This is a genomic window from Blautia intestinihominis (genome assembly GCF_040096655.1).
In the GTDB taxonomy this organism is placed as follows: domain Bacteria; phylum Bacillota; class Clostridia; order Lachnospirales; family Lachnospiraceae; genus Blautia_A; species Blautia_A intestinihominis.
Window position 1 is genome coordinate 36,934 of sequence record NZ_JBBMEI010000009.1, and the last position, 20,436, is coordinate 57,369.

The following is a 20,436-nucleotide window of genomic DNA, read 5'->3' on the forward strand; positions in this document are numbered from 1 at the left end:
ATTATGGCGAACAGAGAAGAACAATTAAAACAGATAACCGACCAGTTGGAACAGGGTGTCTCTGAAATATTTACATCAGAAAAATATACAGAATATTTGCAGACAATGGCAAAGTTCCATAATTACAGCTTTAATAATACACTGCTGATTGCCATGCAGAAACCGGAGGCAACGCTTGTGGCCGGATACCAGGCATGGCAGAAAAAATTTAACCGGCAGGTAAAAAGAGGAGAAAAAGGAATACAGATTATTGCACCGGCACCGTACAAAGAAAAACAGGAGATTGAAAAGACTGATCCGGAAACAGGCGAAATTGTAATCGGAGAAGATGGGCAGCCAGAGACAGAGGTAGTAGAGCGTGTTGTTACAAAATTCAGAGTGACTACTGTATTTGATGTCAGTCAGACAACGGGAGAGCCGATTCCGGAATTTGAAGTCTCAGAATTGGATGGAGATGTGCTGATTTACCATGATTTTATGGAAGCATTAAAAACAGTTGCTCCGGTGCCAATCCGCTTTATAGAGATTGATGGAGAAGCGAAAGGCTTTTATCAGTTTGTAGATAAATATATTGCTGTTCAGTTAGGAATGAGTGAAGCACAAACGATGAAAACAGCAGTGCATGAGACTGCACATGCGGTATTACATGATCGTGACCAGATGGCTGAGGAAGGTGTAGTAAAGGACAAACTTACGAAAGAGGTGGAAGCAGAGAGTATTGCTTATGTGGTATGCAATCATTTCGGATTGGACACTTCGGAGTATTCGTTTTCTTATATTGCGAGTTGGACTTCTGGAAAAAATATGAGAGAACTGAGAGCGTCTATGGATACCATTCGCAAGACTTCTGCTGAAATGATCGGACAGATTGAAACGCAGATGAAAGAATTGCAGGTGGAATTACCGGAACAGCAGGAAGAACTCAGTGCCATGCAGTTTGCTGAACAGACAATTAACCGGCTGGAGCAGGAACGAACAATCTTCAGTAACGACCAGAGAAATCTTATTGTCAATTTTGCATTTAAACTGGATGACAGAGAAGCAACAGAGCAATTAGCAGAGAATCTTGCAGATGCAATTATAAATGGAAATCGAGAGAAGGTATTTAAATTGAGTGAGGAGGCACAGACACAGATTGATAGTCTGCCAGATTCTATGATCGGATTATCCGAATTGCATGAAGCTGGATTTTATTCAGATATTATGCTGCCACTTACCGAAGAAAGAGCAGTAGAACTGTATCGTGAGGGTGTGACAGTCTATGGCTTGAATGGAGCCAGAGAAGAACAGGGACAGTCACAGAAACTTATAAATCTGGAACAGGATATTTCTCGGCATGATGGCTTATTTGGAGTGACGAAGTTTGACTGGAAAAATTATCAGAGAAGTATGGAAACAGCCATAACACCAGAAGAAAAGATGAAAATAAAAGAAACCATCCTTTTGGAGGGGGAGGGAAATCGTTACGGCATTTATCAGATCAATAGCAGACAGGAAGAAAGAGGGTATCAGTTTTTAGGACTTGAAGCGGCAAAAGAACTTGGTTTTACCATTCACGGAAAAGATTATCAGATGGTTTACAGTGAGAGACTGAGAGCTACGACTACACTGGATAATCTCTATGAAAGATTTAACATAGAAAGACCAAATGATTTTACCGGACATTCTATGTCAGTCAGTGATGTGATTATAATGAACCGTGGCGGAAATCTAAAAGCATACTATGTGGACTCGTTTGGATTTGAAGAATTGCCAGACTTTATTGCGCAGAGAGCAGAGGTGTTAAATGCCAGTCCGATAAAGGCGTATCCGGAAGTTTACATGGGAACTTTGGAAAACGCTATGCAAGAGAGAAATGTAGATACTTACCTGGATTCCAGAAAGCTGAACATTGACTGCAAAAATGCAATAGAACAGGCAATTTCAGATAACTTTGATGGTATGAGCCTGAACCCTGATACTGCAGTAGCTGTGGTTGAAAAATATGGAGAAGAACGTGTTGCTTTTGTTCTGGCAAATACATTGAAACAGCTTTCCTATGATGGAAGATTTTCTGATCTTAATAAGCAGTGGGCGGAAGGTATTGAAGTTCCAGAAAACATCAGTCGGGGAATGGATCTGAACAGAGACTATGTTGTGAGCAGTCATCCGGCAGTTTTGAATGGCTTCATTGATATGGCGAAGAGAGAAATTCGTACCCGCAAGCTGGAACAGGTGCTTGATGTGAAAAATCAGCATATTACTGAAAATACGAAAGGATATGAAGCAGAGGGACACACTGGAACATGGTATGCACTGGATATGAAAGAATATCATGGAGAGAGATTCTTCCAGATGCGTAGTGAACAGTATGGACAGGAAGTAGCAGATATTATAGTTTCTGAAAATGGAACACTGGTAGCAGAGGATATCTGGCATGGATTTGATGAAGGAGCCAGAGAAGCAATCTCGGAATATCTGGAAGAAAATGGAGCGACAGTCTATGATCTGACAGAAATTCCACCACAGGCAACTGTTATCCTGACAGATGGAACAGTATTAAAAACGGAAAAACAGCAGGTGGTCAATACAGAAAGCTGGAAACCAACTCTGACAGGGAAGAATCTGAAGGATGAAGAACAGCAGTTTAGCTTTTTTGAGATACATAAGGTCAGAGAAAATGATGGGATTGATCTGAAAATGCCAGATATTCATTATGTTGGTCAGTATTATGTGATTGAAGACTTGGAATCAAAAGGTGGCTTGAAGATTGAACGTTACAACGGTTTGGAAGCTGCACTGGGAGCATATTATTCACTGCCGAATCATAAGATGAAAGCTCTTGGAATTGAAAATACGGCACCATTGCCAGGAAGCCTGGATTTTATTCAATGTAAAAATGGTATAGACACATTAATCTATGATTGCCAGAAAGTAGAAGGATGGCTGAATCCGGAGATATATAATATATTCAAAAATCTGAAAATCAGTCTGGATGGGCACGATACGGAAATCGCATATAAGATCGGAGAATCATATTTGACGATTCAGACAACAGAAGAAGGGTACGATTATACATTTTTTGATAAAAACTATTTGGAACTGGATGGCGGGATTTACGATGATCCGGATATTTCTATCTCAGAAGCGGTAGATGAGATTTTGCAGGAGGAAGGCTTTTCAATAAAGGATGCGGAAGTGACTGACTATGAGGCATTGGAAATGAAAACGGAACATGCAGAAAAAGAGAATATCGAACAAGTGCAGATGGAGCAGAATTGTCCGAAATCTATTTTTGAAGGATATGATAGAAATGCTGCGATAGAAACATATGAGGGAATTACTGTTCAATTTGCAGATGCTAAGACTTATCTGACTGTACAGCCAACGAAAGAAGGTTATTCCTATATTTTTTATGATACTGATTTGAAGGAAGTCGGCGGCGGAACACATGAATATTTGGATGATTCCATACAGGAAGCAACCTATGCAATCTTGAAAAAAGAAGGAATGCAGAAGGAGCAGTGTATAAAAATAGATGATTCAACATTCAGGGACGAGCTGATTCAGAATGCGAAAGAATTGTTGGAAAATGGAACGGTTCGTCGTACTTCTGAACTTGGAAGATGTGAAGCAGCGTTGAATGGAATGAACCGGGCAGAAATTGAATATGACGTACTGGTTCACACAAGGGCAGTATTAGAAGAAATGGGAATGGAAAATGAAGTTACTCTGATCGGGGCAAGAGTATATGGTTCCAGAAGCAGAGAGGGACTTTATCATGCAGATTCTGATGTAGATGTAGTAGTGTCTTATCGGGGAAACGTCCGAGAAGATGCATTGTTTAATGCAGTTAATGAAGCGGGGCTGAAAATTGCAGGACTTCCGATAGATATTAATCCGATTTCAGAAGAAAGGACAGGAACGCTGGCAGAATATATGAGACAGGCAGAGGAATATCTGGATAAGCAGGCACATGAAGCAGTTATCGAAGAACAGCCTAAAGGAACAATTGCGTTTTATGTAGCGGAGTGCATGGAGTTTCCGGTCATGGGTGAATACCATGAAAATCTTACCCTGGAAGAAGCCTTACGCATATATGAAACAATTCCGGCAAATCGTATGAATGGAATTAAAGGAGTCGGGTTTGAGCTGCATGACGGAAGTGACTATGACGGACCGTATGATCTTATGAGAATGGGGACTGTTGATCGTGAAGGTATCAACATGATTCAATATTACAAGGACAGTCCATTGGTTCAGAAAGCAATGGATGATGTGGAGAAGTATTTTGCAGAGAAACAGGAAAAGTCTCGAACAGAAGAAAAGACTGCTGAGAGCAAAATGATTTCGAAAGAGCAGACCGGACAGCCAAAAGGAAAGAAGCAATCGGTTCTTCAGGCATTGCGGGAGCGTCAGGCAAAGATAAAAGAGCAGGAACAGAATAGCGCAAAAGAAAAAACCAAGGCTCGCAAGAAAGGAGAAGTAACATTATGATGGTAAGATTTGACGAAGATGAATATATTGCTGTGGCAATTTTTGATACGGGAGACAGAGTCCAGACGATGGAGGCGATGGATGAAATTTTTTCCTATCTGGATGAAGATATGAAATTTCTGATTTTTACAACGATTAAGAAATTATATTATCTCAGCGATGAAGGGTATAAAGAATTGCAGAAAACCGTAGAAATTTATAAAGCAGATCTGGAGGTGGATGAAGAATGAGTACGAGTCAGTTTGCAGTTTATCAGTTAAAACGAAAACCGGAATTAAGAAATTTTCTTTATCGAACATATGAAGAACTTGCACAGGAGCAGATTCCTGTGCAGGTGGGAAATTATGAACAGGTATATATTGGAACAATGAAACCGGGTGAAACACCTGAACAGGTAAAAAAGAATATTGATCAGAGACAACCACACAATTATAAGGGACATGCGATTAGTACCAGTGATGTTCTGGTATTGAACGACAACGGTGAAACAATCGCTTACTATGTAAATAAGAATTCCTTTGTTGTAGTACCGGATTTTATGAGGATTCCATCTTCTTCTGGTGGACTTACGAAGAACACAGCAGGATATGAAATCAGTGGAAAAGGCGGTACATGGGAAGTAGTAGATTATATTCTCATGGAAGGGAAAAATTTTTTCCTCATGGAGCATGAGCAACATGGAAAAGATGTTGCCTATGTAGTGCTTGACCAGAATGGAAAGGTACTCGTGGATGGTACTTATAACGGATTTGATGATGAAGTAAAACAGAAAATTCGTGATTATCTGCATCCACCAGCACAGGATTCACCGGACAGGCAAAAACCAAAGCTGGAGAATTGGCAAAAGTATCTGGAAAACGGTGAGTATCTACGAAGTGCAGAAATGACAGAGGAAGCAAATTATAATATGATTGACGGACTCAACAATAATGCTGCACCAAAAAAAGAAAAGAAGCGTCCGAAAGAATCCGTTCTGGCAAAGCTCCATCAAAAAGAGAAAGAAATTGCACGACGCAGTGGAAAGAAAGCCATGCAGGAAATTATGGGGCAAGATATGGAGAGAGCAAAGAAATAGCAAAGAAGAAAGGCTGGTCACTTGGTTGTGGCTGGTCTTTTTTCATATATAAAAAGACTGGCCAGTAACGATCCTATCGTTTAAGGCTAGTCTTTGTAGTGAGTTGCAATATCTTCTATTTCACAATCCAAAATGTTGCAGAGGGTGTTAATGGTATTCATACTGACACCTTCATTGTTCTGCAAACGATGTATCAGTGACTTGCTGAAATGGTATTCTTTGTGAAGTGTGTATTTTGTGATACCTTTCTTCTGCATGGTAAGCCACAGGTTATCATATTTAATCAACGGGTATCTCCACCTTTTTCTTGTCTTTCCTTCATTATAGGGTTAAGATAGAAAGTAACAAAGGTTCTGTTTTCGGAACCCATGCGTATAAGGAGGAGCAGATTTGAAAAAGACAAATATTGGGAGACAGATACTGATAATTGCCTGTTTAATAGGAGTAGTGGGGATATGTAGTTATTTCTATACAGTGCAGTCAAAACCTCTTTCAGAAATCCCGGATGCGATTAATAGTTCACGTTTTAATACAACGGAGCATTTGACGGTTATAGCAAATCAGCAAGAAATTGAAGATAAACATAAACTGGCGAAGCAGATTGTAGAAATGTGCCAGAATAATTCCTTTCAGTCTATTAAGTTCTCTTATGATATGGTGTGTCCAACAGAGTTGCAGATTAATGTATATAAGACAGAAAAGGATTTTGATGATAACAAAAAGTTCTGTGAAATATCGTATCTGTCAGAGGAAGAAAATGAAGATTACGATATTGTTCATAATCCAGAAAAATTTACGATGTATGTAGACGGAGAAATAGTTGAATAGAAAGACTGAGGTTTACTTCCACAAAGAAGAAACCTCAGTTTTTGCTTATCATTTTTCATGGGTCTGTTCAAGCTGTCGCTCTTGTGGCTGATGGGTGCCGAGTATGATGTCAACATTAGAACATACGGTGCGAAGCTCCCGCTCATATTCACGACGGGCATTAAATTCTTCACGTTGATCGGATTGTAATGCAGTCAGACGATTCTTTTCTTCACGAAGCATTTTCAAGGTGGGTAATTTCTTTCCTTGTGCTTTTTCTTTCAGTATTCGGAGAGCTGATTCATAAAGGGTGAGTTCTGCCCGGTGTTGTTCATAGAAATTTTCTTTATTCCTGCTTTTTCGATATTCGGAATAGAGATCTTTATTTGCCAGATATTGCCCGGTGTAATGAATCTGCTCGTTGATTCCTTTTAAAGTATCTTCTGTATTTTTTAGGGAATTTCTGGCAGTGGTGCTTTGAGCAGTGGCATTGGAAAGTGCAGTATCTAAATCTTCTTTTGATTGGAAGCCATGTTCCTGCACATAGGCTACGGTCTGAGCCATCATCTTCAAATTGGATAATTTTACTTTTTGAGCATATGCCTGACTTTGTTGTGCTTTGATACAATGCTGTAAGTCCGTTACCAGTCGTAAGTCAGATTTGATAAAGAGGAATGTATGAGAAGATCCAAAATCAGAAGATGTAGGCATAGCAGAAGAATTGATATTGTTGGTAATATCAGAAGCTGGCTGTTTTGAGATTTGCTGACTGGCATTTTCCTGAAATACATCTAATAGATGCTTTTCTTCATAAAGCGTTCCCAGTGCTCTGCCGGTAATATATTTTTGACGATTAGGATGTAGATAACTGTATCTGCCACGACTAACTTTAAAGGTGATGTTATATTTTTCTGACAGCAATTTTGCAAACTGTTCTTGTGAGACTGCTGTTGAAGAAATATCTTCAATTGCATTACGAAGAAATTGCTTTTCGGTCTGAAAGGTTGTCTGCCTTGGTGTAAGCCCTTCTTTTTCAAGCTCAGCATTGTGCTGATTGAGTTTTTTCTGCCCTCTGCGTTTCGCCCAGTATTCTTTCTCAGATATTTTCTTTTCGGCAGGTGTCAGAAGATCAACCTGGTTTAGTCCGTTGGCGTTGCACATATCCATGACTTTTTGTTTTAGATGGATTCGGTATCTGTCAGAAAGATGATGCTTATAGCCGGCTTTTGCGTCACGGTCAAATTCCATATATGGCTGTGGTTCGACATCATATTTCCGAATGCTGTTGATTACGATATGCACATGTATATTGCCACTTCCATTATGACCGTCAGTATGTGTGCAGATAAGAGCCTGATGTCCGGGAAAGTTTTCTCTTGCATATTCCAACCCTAACTTTTGAGCCTGTTCACCCGTCAGACCATGTTCGTCCCTGTCCTTGGGATCGAAGCTGATAATATAATGATGAGATTTGATTTCGTTAAAAGACTGATTTTTATGAAAATAGGCATTTGTTTCCATGCACTCAGCAGCAAAACTGAACGGATCACAGTTTAAGCCGTCAAGATAATATTCTTCACGAATGAGCATATGCCCTTCATCATCAAGAATAGGTTTTTGCGTATATTCGTCATGCTGAAAAATCAGATAACGCTCAGCTTCTCCGTAATCAGCATTTTTACTTGCGATATGTTTCAGTATTGCCACGAAAATCACCTGCCATTTCCATTACCTTGTATTTCATTTCATATAAATCCCGAAGACGCTTATTTATTTCTCCACGCATTTCCTGTGAAAGAATTCCGCCCTGGTTAAAATATTTTGCTATCTGGTTGAGGTTACTGCCTATTTTACCGAACTCTGCAAGCAGACTTTTAATTTCTGGAACATCAGCAACAATCTCGATTTTTGTATGTACATTTCCCTTTAAGGTTTGAGTTCGTACATAAGCTGCCAGCGACAGGTTGGCTTGCTTTGCGGCATTTTCAATAATGGCAAATTCAGTGTCCGTGAATCGGACAGTAATACGTTGATTGCGGGACATTTCTTTTTCTTTCTTTGGTCTTGTCATAATTTCTATTCCTTCCTTCGTTATCTCCCGATGATTTACAGACAGGCAAATTTCACGTTTACAGTGAAAGGCAAGTAATAAAACTTTATTACGCTGTGACCATGCAAATGGGAACCAACGAGACAATTTTTAATTGTATTTGAGGGTATGGGGAGCAAAATCCCCATCAAGTTGCCTGCTGGCAAAACTCGGTATCCGAGTTTTTGGCTGCCAAGGCGAAACTTGCTCTAAGAAAGAAATCCCTCTACTAATAAAGCGTGAGAAAGCTGTTTTACAAACCCCTAAAATGAAAAAAGTAAAAAAATCTGAAAAAGGGGGTTGGTAAATAACCTCTGCCGGGCTTTATAGGTAGAAGGAAAGTTTCAGGAGGTGTAAAAGAATGTCAGCAAAAGAATTACCAACACTGGAGGAAATGCAGGCAATGGCAGAGGTAGACCTCAAAAATATAGATACCAGTAATCTGATTGATATAGAGCAGGTAAAGATAAGAACGGAGTTGCCACAAGAGGAACGGATTGCAGACTATATTCATCAGATTAAGAACCCATATTGTTATATTTCTCATGGGGTGGCAGTGAAAATCAGTTTTACCGGGAAATGTACGCTGGAAGAAAGTCTGAGCAGGTGTATTTCATTATGAAGAACGAAAAAACAGGTCAGAAAGAAATTTGGAAAAGAATGAAAAAAGGTATAGCAGTGAGCCAGAAGTTATGTTAATATGGTGTTGGGTCAAAATTTAAGAGCATTCAAGAAGCCATGAATTTCTTGGTTTACACTGCCGGACGGCATAGTAAATTAGGAGGTTGATGGCTTTATGTATTTTAATCAAAAGTCTATATTAGCGGCAGACTATTTAAGACTTTCCAGAGAAGATGGAGACAAGCTGGAAAGTGATAGTATCCGCAATCAAAGAAGTCTCATTAACGATTTTGTAAAACAGCACCCGGACATTACCCTGGTCGATGAATATATTGATGATGGTTACAGTGGAACAAATTTTGAGCGTCCAGCATTTAAAAGGTTGCTCGAAGATGTGAAGAAAAAGAAAATCAACTGTATCATCGTTAAGGACTTATCCAGACTTGGAAGAAACTATATCGAAACAGGACGATATCTGGAAAAGATATTTCCGTTTCTTGGAGTCAGGTTTATTGCCATTACAGACCATTATGACAGTGCTGCGGAATCGGATGATGCAGATCAGATCATAGTTCCCTTTAAGAATCTGATAAACGATGCTTATTGCAGGGACATCTCAATTAAAATCCGAAGTCAGCTAGATGTGAAAAGAAAAAATGGGCAGTTTATAGGAAGCTTTGCAGGATACGGGTATCAAAAAGACCCGGAGAACAAAAATCATCTTATCATAGATGAATATGCAGCAGAGATTGTTCGGTTTATTTTTAATCTGAAAATGGGCGGGTACAGTTCGCAGAGGATTGCTACAAAATTAAATGAAATGGGAGTATTGCCACCACTGGAGTATAAGCGAAGCCGTGGAATGAAATATAACAGTGGATTTCGTTCGGGAGCTAATCCCAAATGGGCAGTTACGACAGTGAACCGTATTTTGACAAATGAGCTTTATACCGGGACGATGGTTCAGGGAAAAAATCGTAAGATCAATTACAAAGTAAAAGAGTGCAGACCAGTAGCGGAAGAAAACTGGATTCGGGTTGAAAAAACTCATGAAGCTATCATAGTAGAAGAAATATTTCAGTATGTACAATCACTGCTGGAACTGGATACCCGTACTGCACCGGATGAAGATTCTGTATATTTGTTTTCGGGATTTTTACGCTGTGGAGATTGCGGACAGAACATGGTAAAAAGAAGCACATCTAAAAAAGGGAAGAGATATTATTATTACCATTGTTCTACATATAAAAACGGAGATGGGTGCAGTTCACATCTGATCAGTGAAAAAATTGTACATGCAGTTGTGCTGGAAGCGATTCAGAAGCAGATTGCATTATTAGTAGATGCGGAAAACATTATCCGGGACAGTGGAATGGAAAATTATAAAAAAACAGAATTTGATTCACTGGAAAAGCAGTTGACTGTTCTCCATGAGGAAGTGGAAAGATATAAAGATTTAAAAACTCGTTTATATCAGGATATGTTGGATAATATTGTGACCAGAGAAGAGTACCATGAGTATAACCAGAGATTTTCGGATAAGTTGCATAATGCGGAAGAAGCAAAACGTGAACTGGAAAAAAAGAAAGAAAAGGCAGTAGTGGAAGGAAAAAGGGAACATCCCTGGATAGAAGATTTTAAAAGCTACCAGAATATCACACAGCTTGACCGTAAAGCAGTAGTCACATTAATTGATAAGATTATCGTTTATGGAAAAGACCGTCTGGAAATTCAGTTTAAGTATGCCGATGAAATACAGGAAATGACGGAGGTAGCTCAAAATATTCGGGAAATAGAAGAAAAGGAAGGTAGATTCAAATGCGGTGCGTAAGTTACACAAGAACCACATCATGCAAATCCAGTGAAAGCATTCCGACAGATATTATTCAGCAGCAGAATGAACAGATTCAAAAATATATACAATCGCATGGCTGGAAGCTGGTTGCAAAATACAGTGACAGAAAAAGGGACGATAACGAGAATACAGCATTTGAAGAAATGACGATGGATGGTATCAGCAGGAAGTTTGACATGGTGGTGGTAAATAGCATTGATCGCTGTGGTAAATATATTTCCTGTGCTGAAGATGTCCTTGCAAAAACATTCTTCCCGGCAGGAATCCATTTTTCAGTAGTACAGGATGATTTTTGCAGTATCGAAAAAAGCAGAGAAGAAATTGATGAATATTTCAGAAAAGAAAAAATTGCGGTACAGATAAAGAGTATGCGGGAGTTTGCTGTGCGAGAGCAAATTGAAGGATATTATAACGTACATGATGAAAAGTATGGATACATACTTTCAGAAGACCGGAAAGAGTTACTGGTTGAAGAAGAAGCAGCTACGATTGTACGTGAAGTGTTTCAGATGCTTTTGGATGGTGTATCAGTAAAAAAAATAGCCGATATTATGAATGAGAGAGGTGTTGAATCACCTATGGTACATAATGCCAGGGTGGGACATAAGCATTGGCCACATTATGAAAATAAATGGAGTGAAGGATCGCTTCGGAGAATCTTAGACTGTACAGCGTATGACGGCTATTGGAAGAAAACAATCAATGGAAAACTCTGTACAATTCCAATTACTCCGATATTGGAAAAAGGCGTATTTGATAAGGCAAAAGAAATTGTAAAAAGTCGGTCAACGACAAAAAACCGCAAAGGCGGAAAACTGGGACCGTATGTTCATAAAATATTTGATGAAGAAACAGGAAAACCACTGTATTTAAGAAATTTTCAAAGCGGAGATTCTGTATTTGTATTGAATTCAAAGATAAATGAGCTGCCAAAGAGCAAAAGAATTTATATAGAAGTAGACGTAGTTACAAGAGCAGTAAAAGAAGCAATTCAATCGGAAATGGATATGGCAGAAAGAATGACCAGATATTTGGAAACGGAAGCTATACAGAAACTGTTACAAAAAGAACAACAGCAATATTCAGAAAAGGCTTGGATGATATTTCAGGAAATGGAGCAGGTAGAAAAAGATCGTATTCCGATATATGAGAAATTTAAAAATAACGAGCTTACAGAGCCAGAGTATCTGGATAAAAAAGAAGAAATACAGTCACAGCTACAAATGTATGAAATGGATTTTGAAGGACTTATGGAGCGGTTTGCCGAGATGAAGAAAGCATTCAGCAATGAAAATGAATGGATAAAGACGTTTCAGAGAGTGGAGCTTCCAGAAGATTTGGAATTTGAACATGTGAAGAAATGGGTAGATAAAATAATTGTTTCAAATTTCAAAGAGGTGCATGTGTATTTGACAATGCAGAGATGGAGAGATTATTTTCCAGAAGAATGGTTGGAGGAATAGTTTATGGCGAGAAAAAGCAGAAGAAATAAAAGTACTGAAGTAAATATTTCTCAGGACATAGTCAAAAATAAAAATCTGTTAGATACAGCAGCATATGTTCGTTTGTCTGTTGAGAACGGTGGAAATGAGACTGATGAAACGCTGGTAGTACAACAGATGTTGGTTGAAAAATATATTGAAGAACATCCTGACTTGCGACTGGCAGGTACATATAGTGACAATGGATTTAGTGGAACGAATTTTGATCGACCTGGATTCATAAAACTTATGGAAGATGTGAAAACAGGAAAAATTCAATGCATTGTTGTAAAAGACTTATCACGTTTTGGCAGGGATTATCTGGAAACAGGATATTATCTGGAAACCATTCTTCCAAGACTTAATGTAAGGTTTATTGCAATTACGGATGATTATGACAGTTCCAGAAAGGAAGATCAGGAGAATATCAGTGTACCTCTGAAAAATATGGTTAATGCCATGTATGCAAAAGATATGTCAAAGAAAATATTGGCTGCAAAGGATGCACAGAGGAGAAATGGAAATGTGACACTGAGTAAGGTGGCGTTTGGGTATATTCGCTCAGAAGACAGGCACAGACAGATTGTGGATGAGGAGACAGCCCCATTTGTAAGAATGATATTTCAGTGGTACATGATGGGAGTCAGTAAGCCTAAAATTGCAGACAGATTAAATCTTATGGGTATTGCAACACCAGGGCAGAGAGAGAAGATGGAAAATTTAACAGTTCCCCTGGAAAAGACAAAATGGCGTGCGGACAGTGTAGATAAAATTTTGAATAATCCGACATATGCCGGAGATATTGTGACAGGAAAATTGAAACAAGCGTTGTATAAAGGCGTCAAACAGTATAAGACAAGTCCGGAAGACTGGAATATTCAAAGAGATATGCATCAGCCTATGATCGCCAGAGACGATTATGAAGAATTGCAGGAAAGAGCAAATGCAATGAAAAAAATAACGAAGGACTGGCGTGTGAAATATATGAAAGATCGGGAGAAATACAAAGATTACTTTGCCGGAATGGTACGATGTGGAGATTGCGGTCGGACGATGTATTGTGTCCGATATACGCATAATTATAAAACGATGGAGAAAGTTGGAATTTATTACACGTGTTCCGCCCAAAATCATGCCCAAAATCATTGTGACCAGAAAATAGAAGAAAATTTACTGAAAATGCTTGTGATGGATCAGATTCAAATTCTTATAAAGAGTTTATGCGACAGGAAGAAGTTGTTACAGAAAATGAAAAGCGATACCAGTGAAAAAAATGCTTTTTATGAAGCTGGTGCAAATGTGCGGATGCTGGAACGAAAGGTATCGCAGGCAGAAGAAAAGAATGCGACATTATATGAAAATTATGTGTGTGGGATTGTTGAAAAAGAAGATTTTGACATGATGAAGGAGCGGTATATTCAGAACTTACAGGAATTAAGGGATGAATTGCAAGCTGCAAAACAGAAACAAAGGATGCTGGAAAAGAAAGCTGACAGATATATGGATATGGTAAACAACCTGGAGTCATATTTGTCTGAACGAAGTTTCAATGAAAAGTTGGTGCAGGAACTTGTAGAATATGTGGAAGTATACAAAAATGGGAACATTCATGTGTGTTTCAGGTGTGATGATAAATTCCAACAGATAATAGAATTGATAGAGGGTGTTAAGAGTGCTGAAGAATGCTTTATATCTTAGATTGTCACTTGCAGATGGTGATCTGGGAAAAAATAATAAAGATGAAAGTAATAGTATTGAAAATCAGAGAACGCTTCTTGTGAACTTTTTGCAGGACAGGGATGATCTGGCTGACGAATATATAGAATACGTCGATGACGGCTATACGGGAACAAATTTTGAACGTCCAGAATTTAAAAGAATGATAGAAGACGCAAAGTCAGGAAAGATAGATACGATCATTGTAAAAGACTTTTCCAGATTTGGAAGGGATTATATTGGTGTTGGAGATTATCTGGAGCAGATACTTCCAATATTGGGAATTCGTTTTATTTCAATCAACAATAATTATGACAGTAATGATTATCTTGGGAAAACGATGGGAATGGATATGGCTATTCATAACCTGGTTAATAATCTTTACAGCAAAGATATTTCGAAGAAGATAAAAAGTGCGTTGAGAGTGAAATGGAAAAACGGACAATGGACGGGAGGAAAACCGCCATTTGGATATTTAAGAGATACTGAGACGGGAGAGTGGGTGATTGATCCGGTAGCAGGGAAATATGTAAGAGCTATTTTTGACAAAGCAATAGAAGGCTGTAATACTACGCAGATTATGTATTATATGAATGAGCAGAAGATACCTACACCGGGAAAATATAATAAAGAAAATGGTCTGACACATTATGGATATAATCAGAAATTACCAGAGACAGAAGTATTATGGGATTGTGGCATGATTCGTACAATCCTTTGCAGATATGAATATACAGGAGCATTAGTACAGGGAAAACGACAGAGTGTTTCAGTTGGAAGTAAAATAACCAGAAAATCAAAATATGGAGATATGGTTATTACAAAGAATGTTCATCCGGCAATCGTATCAGAAGAAGAATATGAACTGGCAAAAGCAACGATTATGTTTATGAATAAGCCAGGATACCGAGGAACAAGAAAATTTGCGTTGAAGGGGAAAGTGAGATGTGGAAACTGCAGACGTTCGATGGTTCTGATGGAGTCTGGTGCAAATGATAAAATGTACTGTCCGCATAAAAAACTGACGGGGAAGTTTTCAAAATGTTCAGATGAAGCGGTTTCTGTTATGATTATAGAGGGACATGTATGGTATGCACTGCAACAAGTTCTCTATATACTTGACATGATTCAGGAAGAGATTGAGGGAAAAGCAAATGCGTTAGACGGTGTAAGGAAAAAGAAGCTAAAGCAATTGGAATTAGAAAATGACAAATTGAAAAGTGAGCGAATGCGGCAATATGAAGCATATGCAGAAGGAATTATTACAAAAGATAAATATTTGCTTATGAAGCAGCAGCTTACAGATAAAATCAACCGCAATGAGACGGAAATGGAAAGACTTACTCACTTATCAGTAGAGGAAAGTGCCTATAAAAACAAAGTAGCGTCTGCGATAGAGTTGCTTGATGGAGAAATGCAGCATGAAAAAATCACACAGGAGCTGGTTGATGCCACGATTGATACAGTATATGTGTACGATAAAAAACGGATAGAGGTTGTGTTTAAGTTTGATGATATTCTCATGCGAGCAATCGAAAAATACCAGAAGGGGGAAAAAGAAGCATGACATTTAAGAATTTTATATGTAAAGGGGTTTTAGTATTCACAGGTTTGTTGCTGATCGGCTGGCTTGGACAGTATATTTATATGGTGAATGGAGAAATTGACTGGTTCCGCTTGATGTTGGTGTATGGAGTTCCGGTAGGAATACCGCATATGTTTATTATTGTTCCATGGCACTGGGATTTATCTGGTATTCTTGGAATGGTTGCCCTGTGCGTAATTGTAGGTGGCGTATTTGGATGTGTGATTGCAGCAGGTCTGGCAATCAGAGCAATATGGTACATAGTAGGCTACCCGATCAGCAGAATGCTGGCCGGATATAACGGAAAAAGAATGTAAAGGAATAATATGGTAGAGAATATGACCACGGGTTGACAGCCTGTGGTTTTATTTTGCCATTTCTTGATGAAGGAAGATGTGGTAGAATATCAATCAGTACATAAACAGGGAGAGAAGAAATATGTTAGATGATGAAAAATGTCTTTGCGGATCAGGACGAATATATGGGATTTGCTGTAAACCATTCAGTGGAATGAAAATAGAGGATTATAAAAGGGAGCGTGAAAGTAAAAATTATATAAAAGCATATTACATAGCAATTGCTATGCTGACGGATTATCTGGTGGAAATCAAAAAGCATACAAATAGAATTTTAAAGGATAATCCGGCAATTGGGAAATTCATACTTCATCAAGATATAAACGCATTATCGGAACTGGCAGACCGCATTTTTTGCAGCATTCCGGAAGGAAATACTGATAATTGGGGAGAAAGATTTGAGACTATAAAAAAATTGGTTGATGCGGAAGAATGGAAAAATGAATGCGAATATTACCAGTTATTGTATTATGATTTGAATAATGAAAATGGCAGATTCACAGAACAGATTGAAGCTATTGCAAAGAATATAAAAGTCGATGTACACACAGATCAAAGAATGTTGGAATTACTGCGGTCAGTAATATTACCAACAGGAGAGCTGACAAAGTTGCTGAAATTAGATGACATTTTGATCGAAAAATCAGAGGATTCTCTGATGAAATTAAAATATCAATTTGACAAGGCAATACAGCTTTCGTTAGTATCCGATAATGAGGGTGCAAAAAAGATTGCAGATGAAGTGATTGAGAAATTGGAAAAAGGAGTACCTTATACGGAAATTGAGCTGTATTCACAGGATATAACTGCTCAAATGTATGAAATATATTATAATTTTGAGCCAGATAGAAAATGGCTCGATAAAGCTCTGGAGATCCGCAAGCAAATGAAGGTTGATAATTTCAATAGTTCTGGCAAGGCAAAATATTTTTCTGACATAGCCTATGTAAATTGGAAGTTGGGAAATTATGAAGTGGCAGAGCAACACTTTACTACAAGTCTGGGATATGAAGAAAACGCATTTGCACAGATTTATTTGTTGGATTGCCTGGTAGAACAAAATAAGATTAAAAATTTAAAAGAATATTTGGAAAATGTCGAGTTTAATACATTGGGCGTGGATTGTATAGATTTTCTGATAATATTAGGAAATGCAGCCATACGCTTGAACGACACTTCAAGCATAGAAACACTGAAAGGTTATTTGAAGGAAATAAATATTGCAGTTCCATATTATAAGTTGTGCTTGAAGGAGCTGGAATTAGAGCTGGAAAAGAAAAGCGGTCGGATTAGGAAGATACTTGGTAAACTCTCACCGTTGAAAGAGTATTTGATCTTACAGCCACAATTTAATGGAATGGGTATTAATCTGGAAAAGATCATAGAAGATTTGAAAAAATGATAGTACGAAAATGAGAGGACGCAGCATGACAACTGTTTTCCTCTCATTTTGTATTTGGTTGCGGAGAATTATAGCTACTCAGGAGTATTACGCATACATTCTTTTATAAGTTGTACAGACTTAAAAATCCATTCCATTTCCTGTGAAGTACAATCGGATAACAGGTTCTGTATTTTCTGATAGGAAGGATCGGAAAAAGCAGAATCAGAAGGTGGAGCAGATGATTCCTTGATCGGGGCTGCTTTTTGAATATCTGTACTGTCATCAAGAAGCTGGTTTTCTAATTCCTGAAGTGCCTGGGTGTATTGTTCATTTTCTGAATCTGCCATTTTATTTAGAAAAGCAACGTAAGTAGAAAGTTTTTGGTTAATTACCGGATTTCCAAATGAAAGCGTCAGGGTATCGGGCAGAATATTCCCATTGCTGTCTTTTTGAGAATTAAAGTTTAAATCCAGTTGCTCATTCATTTTGAAAATAAGTGAGAGCAGATCAGAAACGGTATGAATATCAAAATCCATGAAAACATTTATACTGATACCGAGTGCCTGGGATATTTTTAAGAGCTGTTCCGGTTTAGGTTTGCGTTCATCAGCTTCATATTTTTGCAATGTACTTATGCTTAGACCAGTAGCTTGTATAAGCTGATCCTGGGTAAAACCATGTAAAGTTCTAAAATATTTAATTTTTTCACCAACAGTCATTATGCTACCTCCATAGCTGGATTATATCATATTTCCTATCGTAAAATACACAAAAATATATAAAAATGTATTGACACATACAAATGTATGGTATATATTTAAAACACATACAAAAGTAATATTTAAGTAGAACAAGACATACAAAAGTGATAGCGGATTACAGATAAGTGCTACTTAAATATTAGTAAAATTGAAACTGAGAGATGTGCTGGTGTTACTTAAAGTACAGTTAAAAAACAGGAGGAAAAGCAATGGCAGAGATTATTTTTGGAATTGACCATGGAAATGGAAATATGAAGGGAGAAAGTGTATGTTTCCCATGTGGACTTGTTCGATATGTGTCGGAACCGGGAAGATTTATGAATGAGGATATTTTGGAATACCAGGGAACCTATTATACGTTGTCTGATACAAAAATGCCATTTAAGGCGGACAAAACAGTAGATGATGATTATTTTATTCTGACATTATATGCTCTTACAATGGAAGCCCGTAATAAGGGAATTACGTTGACAGGAAAAGATGTAGTATTGGGAATCGGATTACCACCGGCAGATTATGGGCAGCAGGCAACATCATTCAAGAAATATTTTTTAGATCATGCAAAACATGGAATTACATTTAAAATGAATGGGAAAACTGTAAGTTTCTATTTGAAGGATGTATTTGTCAGTCCTCAGAACTTTGCGGCTGTTATGTGCTTTAAAGCAAGCCTTTTAAAGAAATACCGCACAGTAAACTGCATTGATATTGGAGACGGAACGGTTGATCTTCTGGTGATTAGAAATGGAAAACCGGATTTATCTGTCCGTGTCAGTGATCGTTCTGGTATGGCAGTTCTCAGGTCGGAAATTTCCAATGCAATACAGCAGAACTATGGTATTCACTTAGATTCTTCTGATGTGGAACAGGTGTTAATGCAGGAGGAAACCATTCTGGAAGAGGAAGTAATTGTGGAAATTCAGAGAATGGCAGAAAACTGGTTACAGAGAATCATCAATAAACTACATACTCATGTGACTGATTTCAGAACTAATCCGGCTGTTTTTCTTGGTGGTGGAAGTTTGCTGTTGAGAAAGCAAATTGAAAATTCCTCAGAGTTTAAATATGTGGAATTTATTGATGATGTGCGTGCTAATGCTATCGGATATGAAAAATTGACAGCAGCTCGCCTGCGTAGAGGGTAGGAGGTGCGGTTCATGGGACAGATAAAGGTCGTGCTGATTTTCAATGAAGATGATGAACGCCAAAGAGAAGCGGGAGAATATTTAAAGACCAAGAAAAGGTGCAAGACAGCACTTGTGACAGAACTGGTTCATGCCTGGATGAAAAACGGAGAGACAGCAGTGAATACGGTTTCTTCCATCGGAAGCATAAATATAGAAGATATTAAAAAGCAATTGTTGCAGGATAAAGATTTTATATCAAGAATTGAGAAATCTATGATTGAGACAGGTGATCAGAATAAGCCAGAAGCGGAGTCAGAAGATAATGAAAATCTGGATATGGATGAAGATATGATGTTGGCAGGGTTGTCAATGTTTGATTCGGAAATTTAAAATTTGAAGTATGGTATAGGGAAGTTGTGCTGAAAAAAATAGGCACTAACTTCCCTATATGTTGTATATTTTTAAATAATATGTTAGCATATTTGGTATGAATGTTGACGGGAGGCGGTAAAATGCGATGGGATAAGAAAGACATTCCACACAAAGGATGGACGGAAATAGGAATGGAAGATTTGGGGGAAGAAGCGGAATCTGGAGAAGATATAGAATACGAACGATGTGAAATGTGTGGTAACGAGAAAATACGATATGTGCATATTATGACACATCCAGAATTCCCAGGAGAATTGAGAGTAGGTTGTATTTGTGCTTGCCATATGACGGATGACTACGAAAATCCGGAAGCAAGGGAAAGAGATTTGAAAAATCGAGTACAACGAAAAAAGAATTTTATGAAAAAAGAATGGCGTCAGGTAGTTAGAACTGGGAATTTTACGTTAAAGTATAAAGGCGAAAACATTACAATTATGCGTAGCAAATATGATACGGGGTGGGGTGTTATATACGCAGGAAAATGGCGTTGGGATTATCATGGAAGAAAGATTTCAGATTTTGATACAGCAAGATTAGTAGCTTTTAATTTGTTTGATGAAATGTACAATTCCAGAAGTGAAGCACAGCCATATTGGGATGGTGATCGGTGGCTGTATTGTGAGTAAGTATATATATTACTGCTGATATGCAATGATTGTATATCAGCAGTA

General features: G+C 38.1%; 18 protein-coding genes. 14 read left to right on the forward strand and 4 right to left on the reverse strand.

Annotation, left to right across the window (positions count from 1 at the left end):
* The first annotated feature begins 3 nt into the window (after nucleotides 1–3).
* From WMO75_RS04515 to WMO75_RS04525, 3 genes are read left to right on the forward strand one after another with little or no spacing between them, the layout of a single operon-like run.
* A complete protein-coding gene (locus WMO75_RS04515) occupies nucleotides 4–4,476 on the forward strand; it encodes an LPD16 domain-containing protein (RefSeq protein ID WP_118743837.1) in 4,473 nt (1,490 codons plus the stop codon).
* Entirely contained in the window at nucleotides 4,473–4,706 is a 234-nt protein-coding gene (locus WMO75_RS04520; RefSeq protein WP_118062425.1) for a transposon-transfer assisting family protein, read from the forward strand. Before WMO75_RS04515 ends, WMO75_RS04520 begins: the two co-directional genes overlap by 4 nt.
* Nucleotides 4,703–5,551 (forward strand): YodL domain-containing protein, encoded by an 849-nt coding sequence (locus WMO75_RS04525; protein ID WP_118062424.1) that lies wholly within the window; start codon nucleotides 4,703–4,705, stop codon nucleotides 5,549–5,551. Before WMO75_RS04520 ends, WMO75_RS04525 begins: the two co-directional genes overlap by 4 nt.
* Nucleotides 5,552–5,637: 86 nt before the next feature.
* Here WMO75_RS04525 and WMO75_RS04530 read toward each other — a convergent pair whose 3' ends face one another.
* A complete protein-coding gene (locus WMO75_RS04530) occupies nucleotides 5,638–5,838 on the reverse strand; it encodes a helix-turn-helix domain-containing protein (RefSeq protein ID WP_118062423.1) in 201 nt (66 codons plus the stop codon).
* A 103-nt stretch (nucleotides 5,839–5,941) separates the two neighbouring features.
* Here WMO75_RS04530 and WMO75_RS04535 point away from each other — a divergent pair, with 103 nt between their 5' ends.
* Nucleotides 5,942–6,379 (forward strand): hypothetical protein, encoded by a 438-nt coding sequence (locus tag WMO75_RS04535; protein ID WP_118743838.1) that lies wholly within the window; start codon nucleotides 5,942–5,944, stop codon nucleotides 6,377–6,379.
* A gap of 48 nt (nucleotides 6,380–6,427) precedes the next feature.
* Here WMO75_RS04535 and WMO75_RS04540 read toward each other — a convergent pair whose 3' ends face one another.
* Nucleotides 6,428–8,065 carry a relaxase/mobilization nuclease domain-containing protein gene (locus WMO75_RS04540; RefSeq protein ID WP_349077686.1) on the reverse strand — a complete coding sequence of 546 codons (1,638 nt, stop codon included), beginning with the start codon at nucleotides 8,063–8,065 and terminating at the stop codon, nucleotides 6,428–6,430.
* Nucleotides 8,037–8,429 carry a plasmid mobilization protein gene (locus tag WMO75_RS04545; RefSeq protein ID WP_118062420.1) on the reverse strand — a complete coding sequence of 131 codons (393 nt, stop codon included), beginning with the start codon at nucleotides 8,427–8,429 and terminating at the stop codon, nucleotides 8,037–8,039. Before WMO75_RS04545 ends, WMO75_RS04540 begins: the two co-directional genes overlap by 29 nt.
* A gap of 379 nt (nucleotides 8,430–8,808) precedes the next feature.
* On the opposite strand from WMO75_RS04545, the gene WMO75_RS04550 reads away from it, so the two are divergent.
* The 7 genes from WMO75_RS04550 (at nucleotide 8,809) to WMO75_RS04580 (ending at nucleotide 17,463) form a co-directional block, all read left to right on the forward strand.
* Entirely contained in the window at nucleotides 8,809–9,069 is a 261-nt protein-coding gene (locus WMO75_RS04550) for a DUF6870 family protein (protein ID WP_199691107.1), read from the forward strand.
* Nucleotides 9,070–9,243: 174 nt separating this feature from the next.
* Nucleotides 9,244–10,899 (forward strand): recombinase family protein, encoded by a 1,656-nt coding sequence (locus WMO75_RS04555; protein WP_117636436.1) that lies wholly within the window; start codon nucleotides 9,244–9,246, stop codon nucleotides 10,897–10,899.
* Nucleotides 10,887–12,386 (forward strand): recombinase family protein, encoded by a 1,500-nt coding sequence (locus WMO75_RS04560; RefSeq protein WP_118062419.1) that lies wholly within the window; start codon nucleotides 10,887–10,889, stop codon nucleotides 12,384–12,386. The genes WMO75_RS04555 and WMO75_RS04560 overlap by 13 nt, the downstream gene beginning before the upstream one ends.
* Before the next feature lie 3 nt (nucleotides 12,387–12,389).
* Complete coding sequence (locus WMO75_RS04565; protein ID WP_118062418.1) at nucleotides 12,390–14,102, forward strand: recombinase family protein; 1,713 nt, start codon at nucleotides 12,390–12,392, stop codon at nucleotides 14,100–14,102.
* Nucleotides 14,077–15,687, forward strand: coding sequence for a recombinase family protein (locus WMO75_RS04570; protein ID WP_158576602.1), 1,611 nt, complete (start codon nucleotides 14,077–14,079; stop codon nucleotides 15,685–15,687). The genes WMO75_RS04565 and WMO75_RS04570 overlap by 26 nt, the downstream gene beginning before the upstream one ends.
* Nucleotides 15,684–16,022: a DUF6050 family protein gene (locus tag WMO75_RS04575; RefSeq protein ID WP_117636440.1), complete on the forward strand. Its 339-nt coding sequence runs from the start codon at nucleotides 15,684–15,686 to the stop codon at nucleotides 16,020–16,022. Before WMO75_RS04570 ends, WMO75_RS04575 begins: the two co-directional genes overlap by 4 nt.
* A gap of 121 nt (nucleotides 16,023–16,143) precedes the next feature.
* The gene (locus WMO75_RS04580; protein ID WP_118062416.1) at nucleotides 16,144–17,463 is read left to right on the forward strand and encodes a hypothetical protein; all 1,320 of its coding nucleotides are present in this window, start codon (nucleotides 16,144–16,146) and stop codon (nucleotides 17,461–17,463) included.
* 74 nt (nucleotides 17,464–17,537) lie between these two features.
* Here WMO75_RS04580 and WMO75_RS04585 read toward each other — a convergent pair whose 3' ends face one another.
* Entirely contained in the window at nucleotides 17,538–18,164 is a 627-nt protein-coding gene (locus tag WMO75_RS04585) for a helix-turn-helix domain-containing protein (protein ID WP_118062415.1), read from the reverse strand.
* Between the two features lie 251 nt (nucleotides 18,165–18,415).
* On the opposite strand from WMO75_RS04585, the gene WMO75_RS04590 reads away from it, so the two are divergent.
* The 3 genes from WMO75_RS04590 (at nucleotide 18,416) to WMO75_RS04600 (ending at nucleotide 20,391) form a co-directional block, all read left to right on the forward strand.
* Entirely contained in the window at nucleotides 18,416–19,351 is a 936-nt protein-coding gene (locus WMO75_RS04590) for a ParM/StbA family protein (RefSeq protein WP_118062414.1), read from the forward strand.
* A gap of 12 nt (nucleotides 19,352–19,363) precedes the next feature.
* A complete protein-coding gene (locus WMO75_RS04595; RefSeq protein ID WP_118062413.1) occupies nucleotides 19,364–19,723 on the forward strand; it encodes a hypothetical protein in 360 nt (119 codons plus the stop codon).
* Nucleotides 19,724–19,845: 122 nt separating this feature from the next.
* Complete coding sequence (locus tag WMO75_RS04600; RefSeq protein WP_118743841.1) at nucleotides 19,846–20,391, forward strand: hypothetical protein; 546 nt, start codon at nucleotides 19,846–19,848, stop codon at nucleotides 20,389–20,391.
* Nucleotides 20,392–20,436 lie beyond the last annotated feature (45 nt).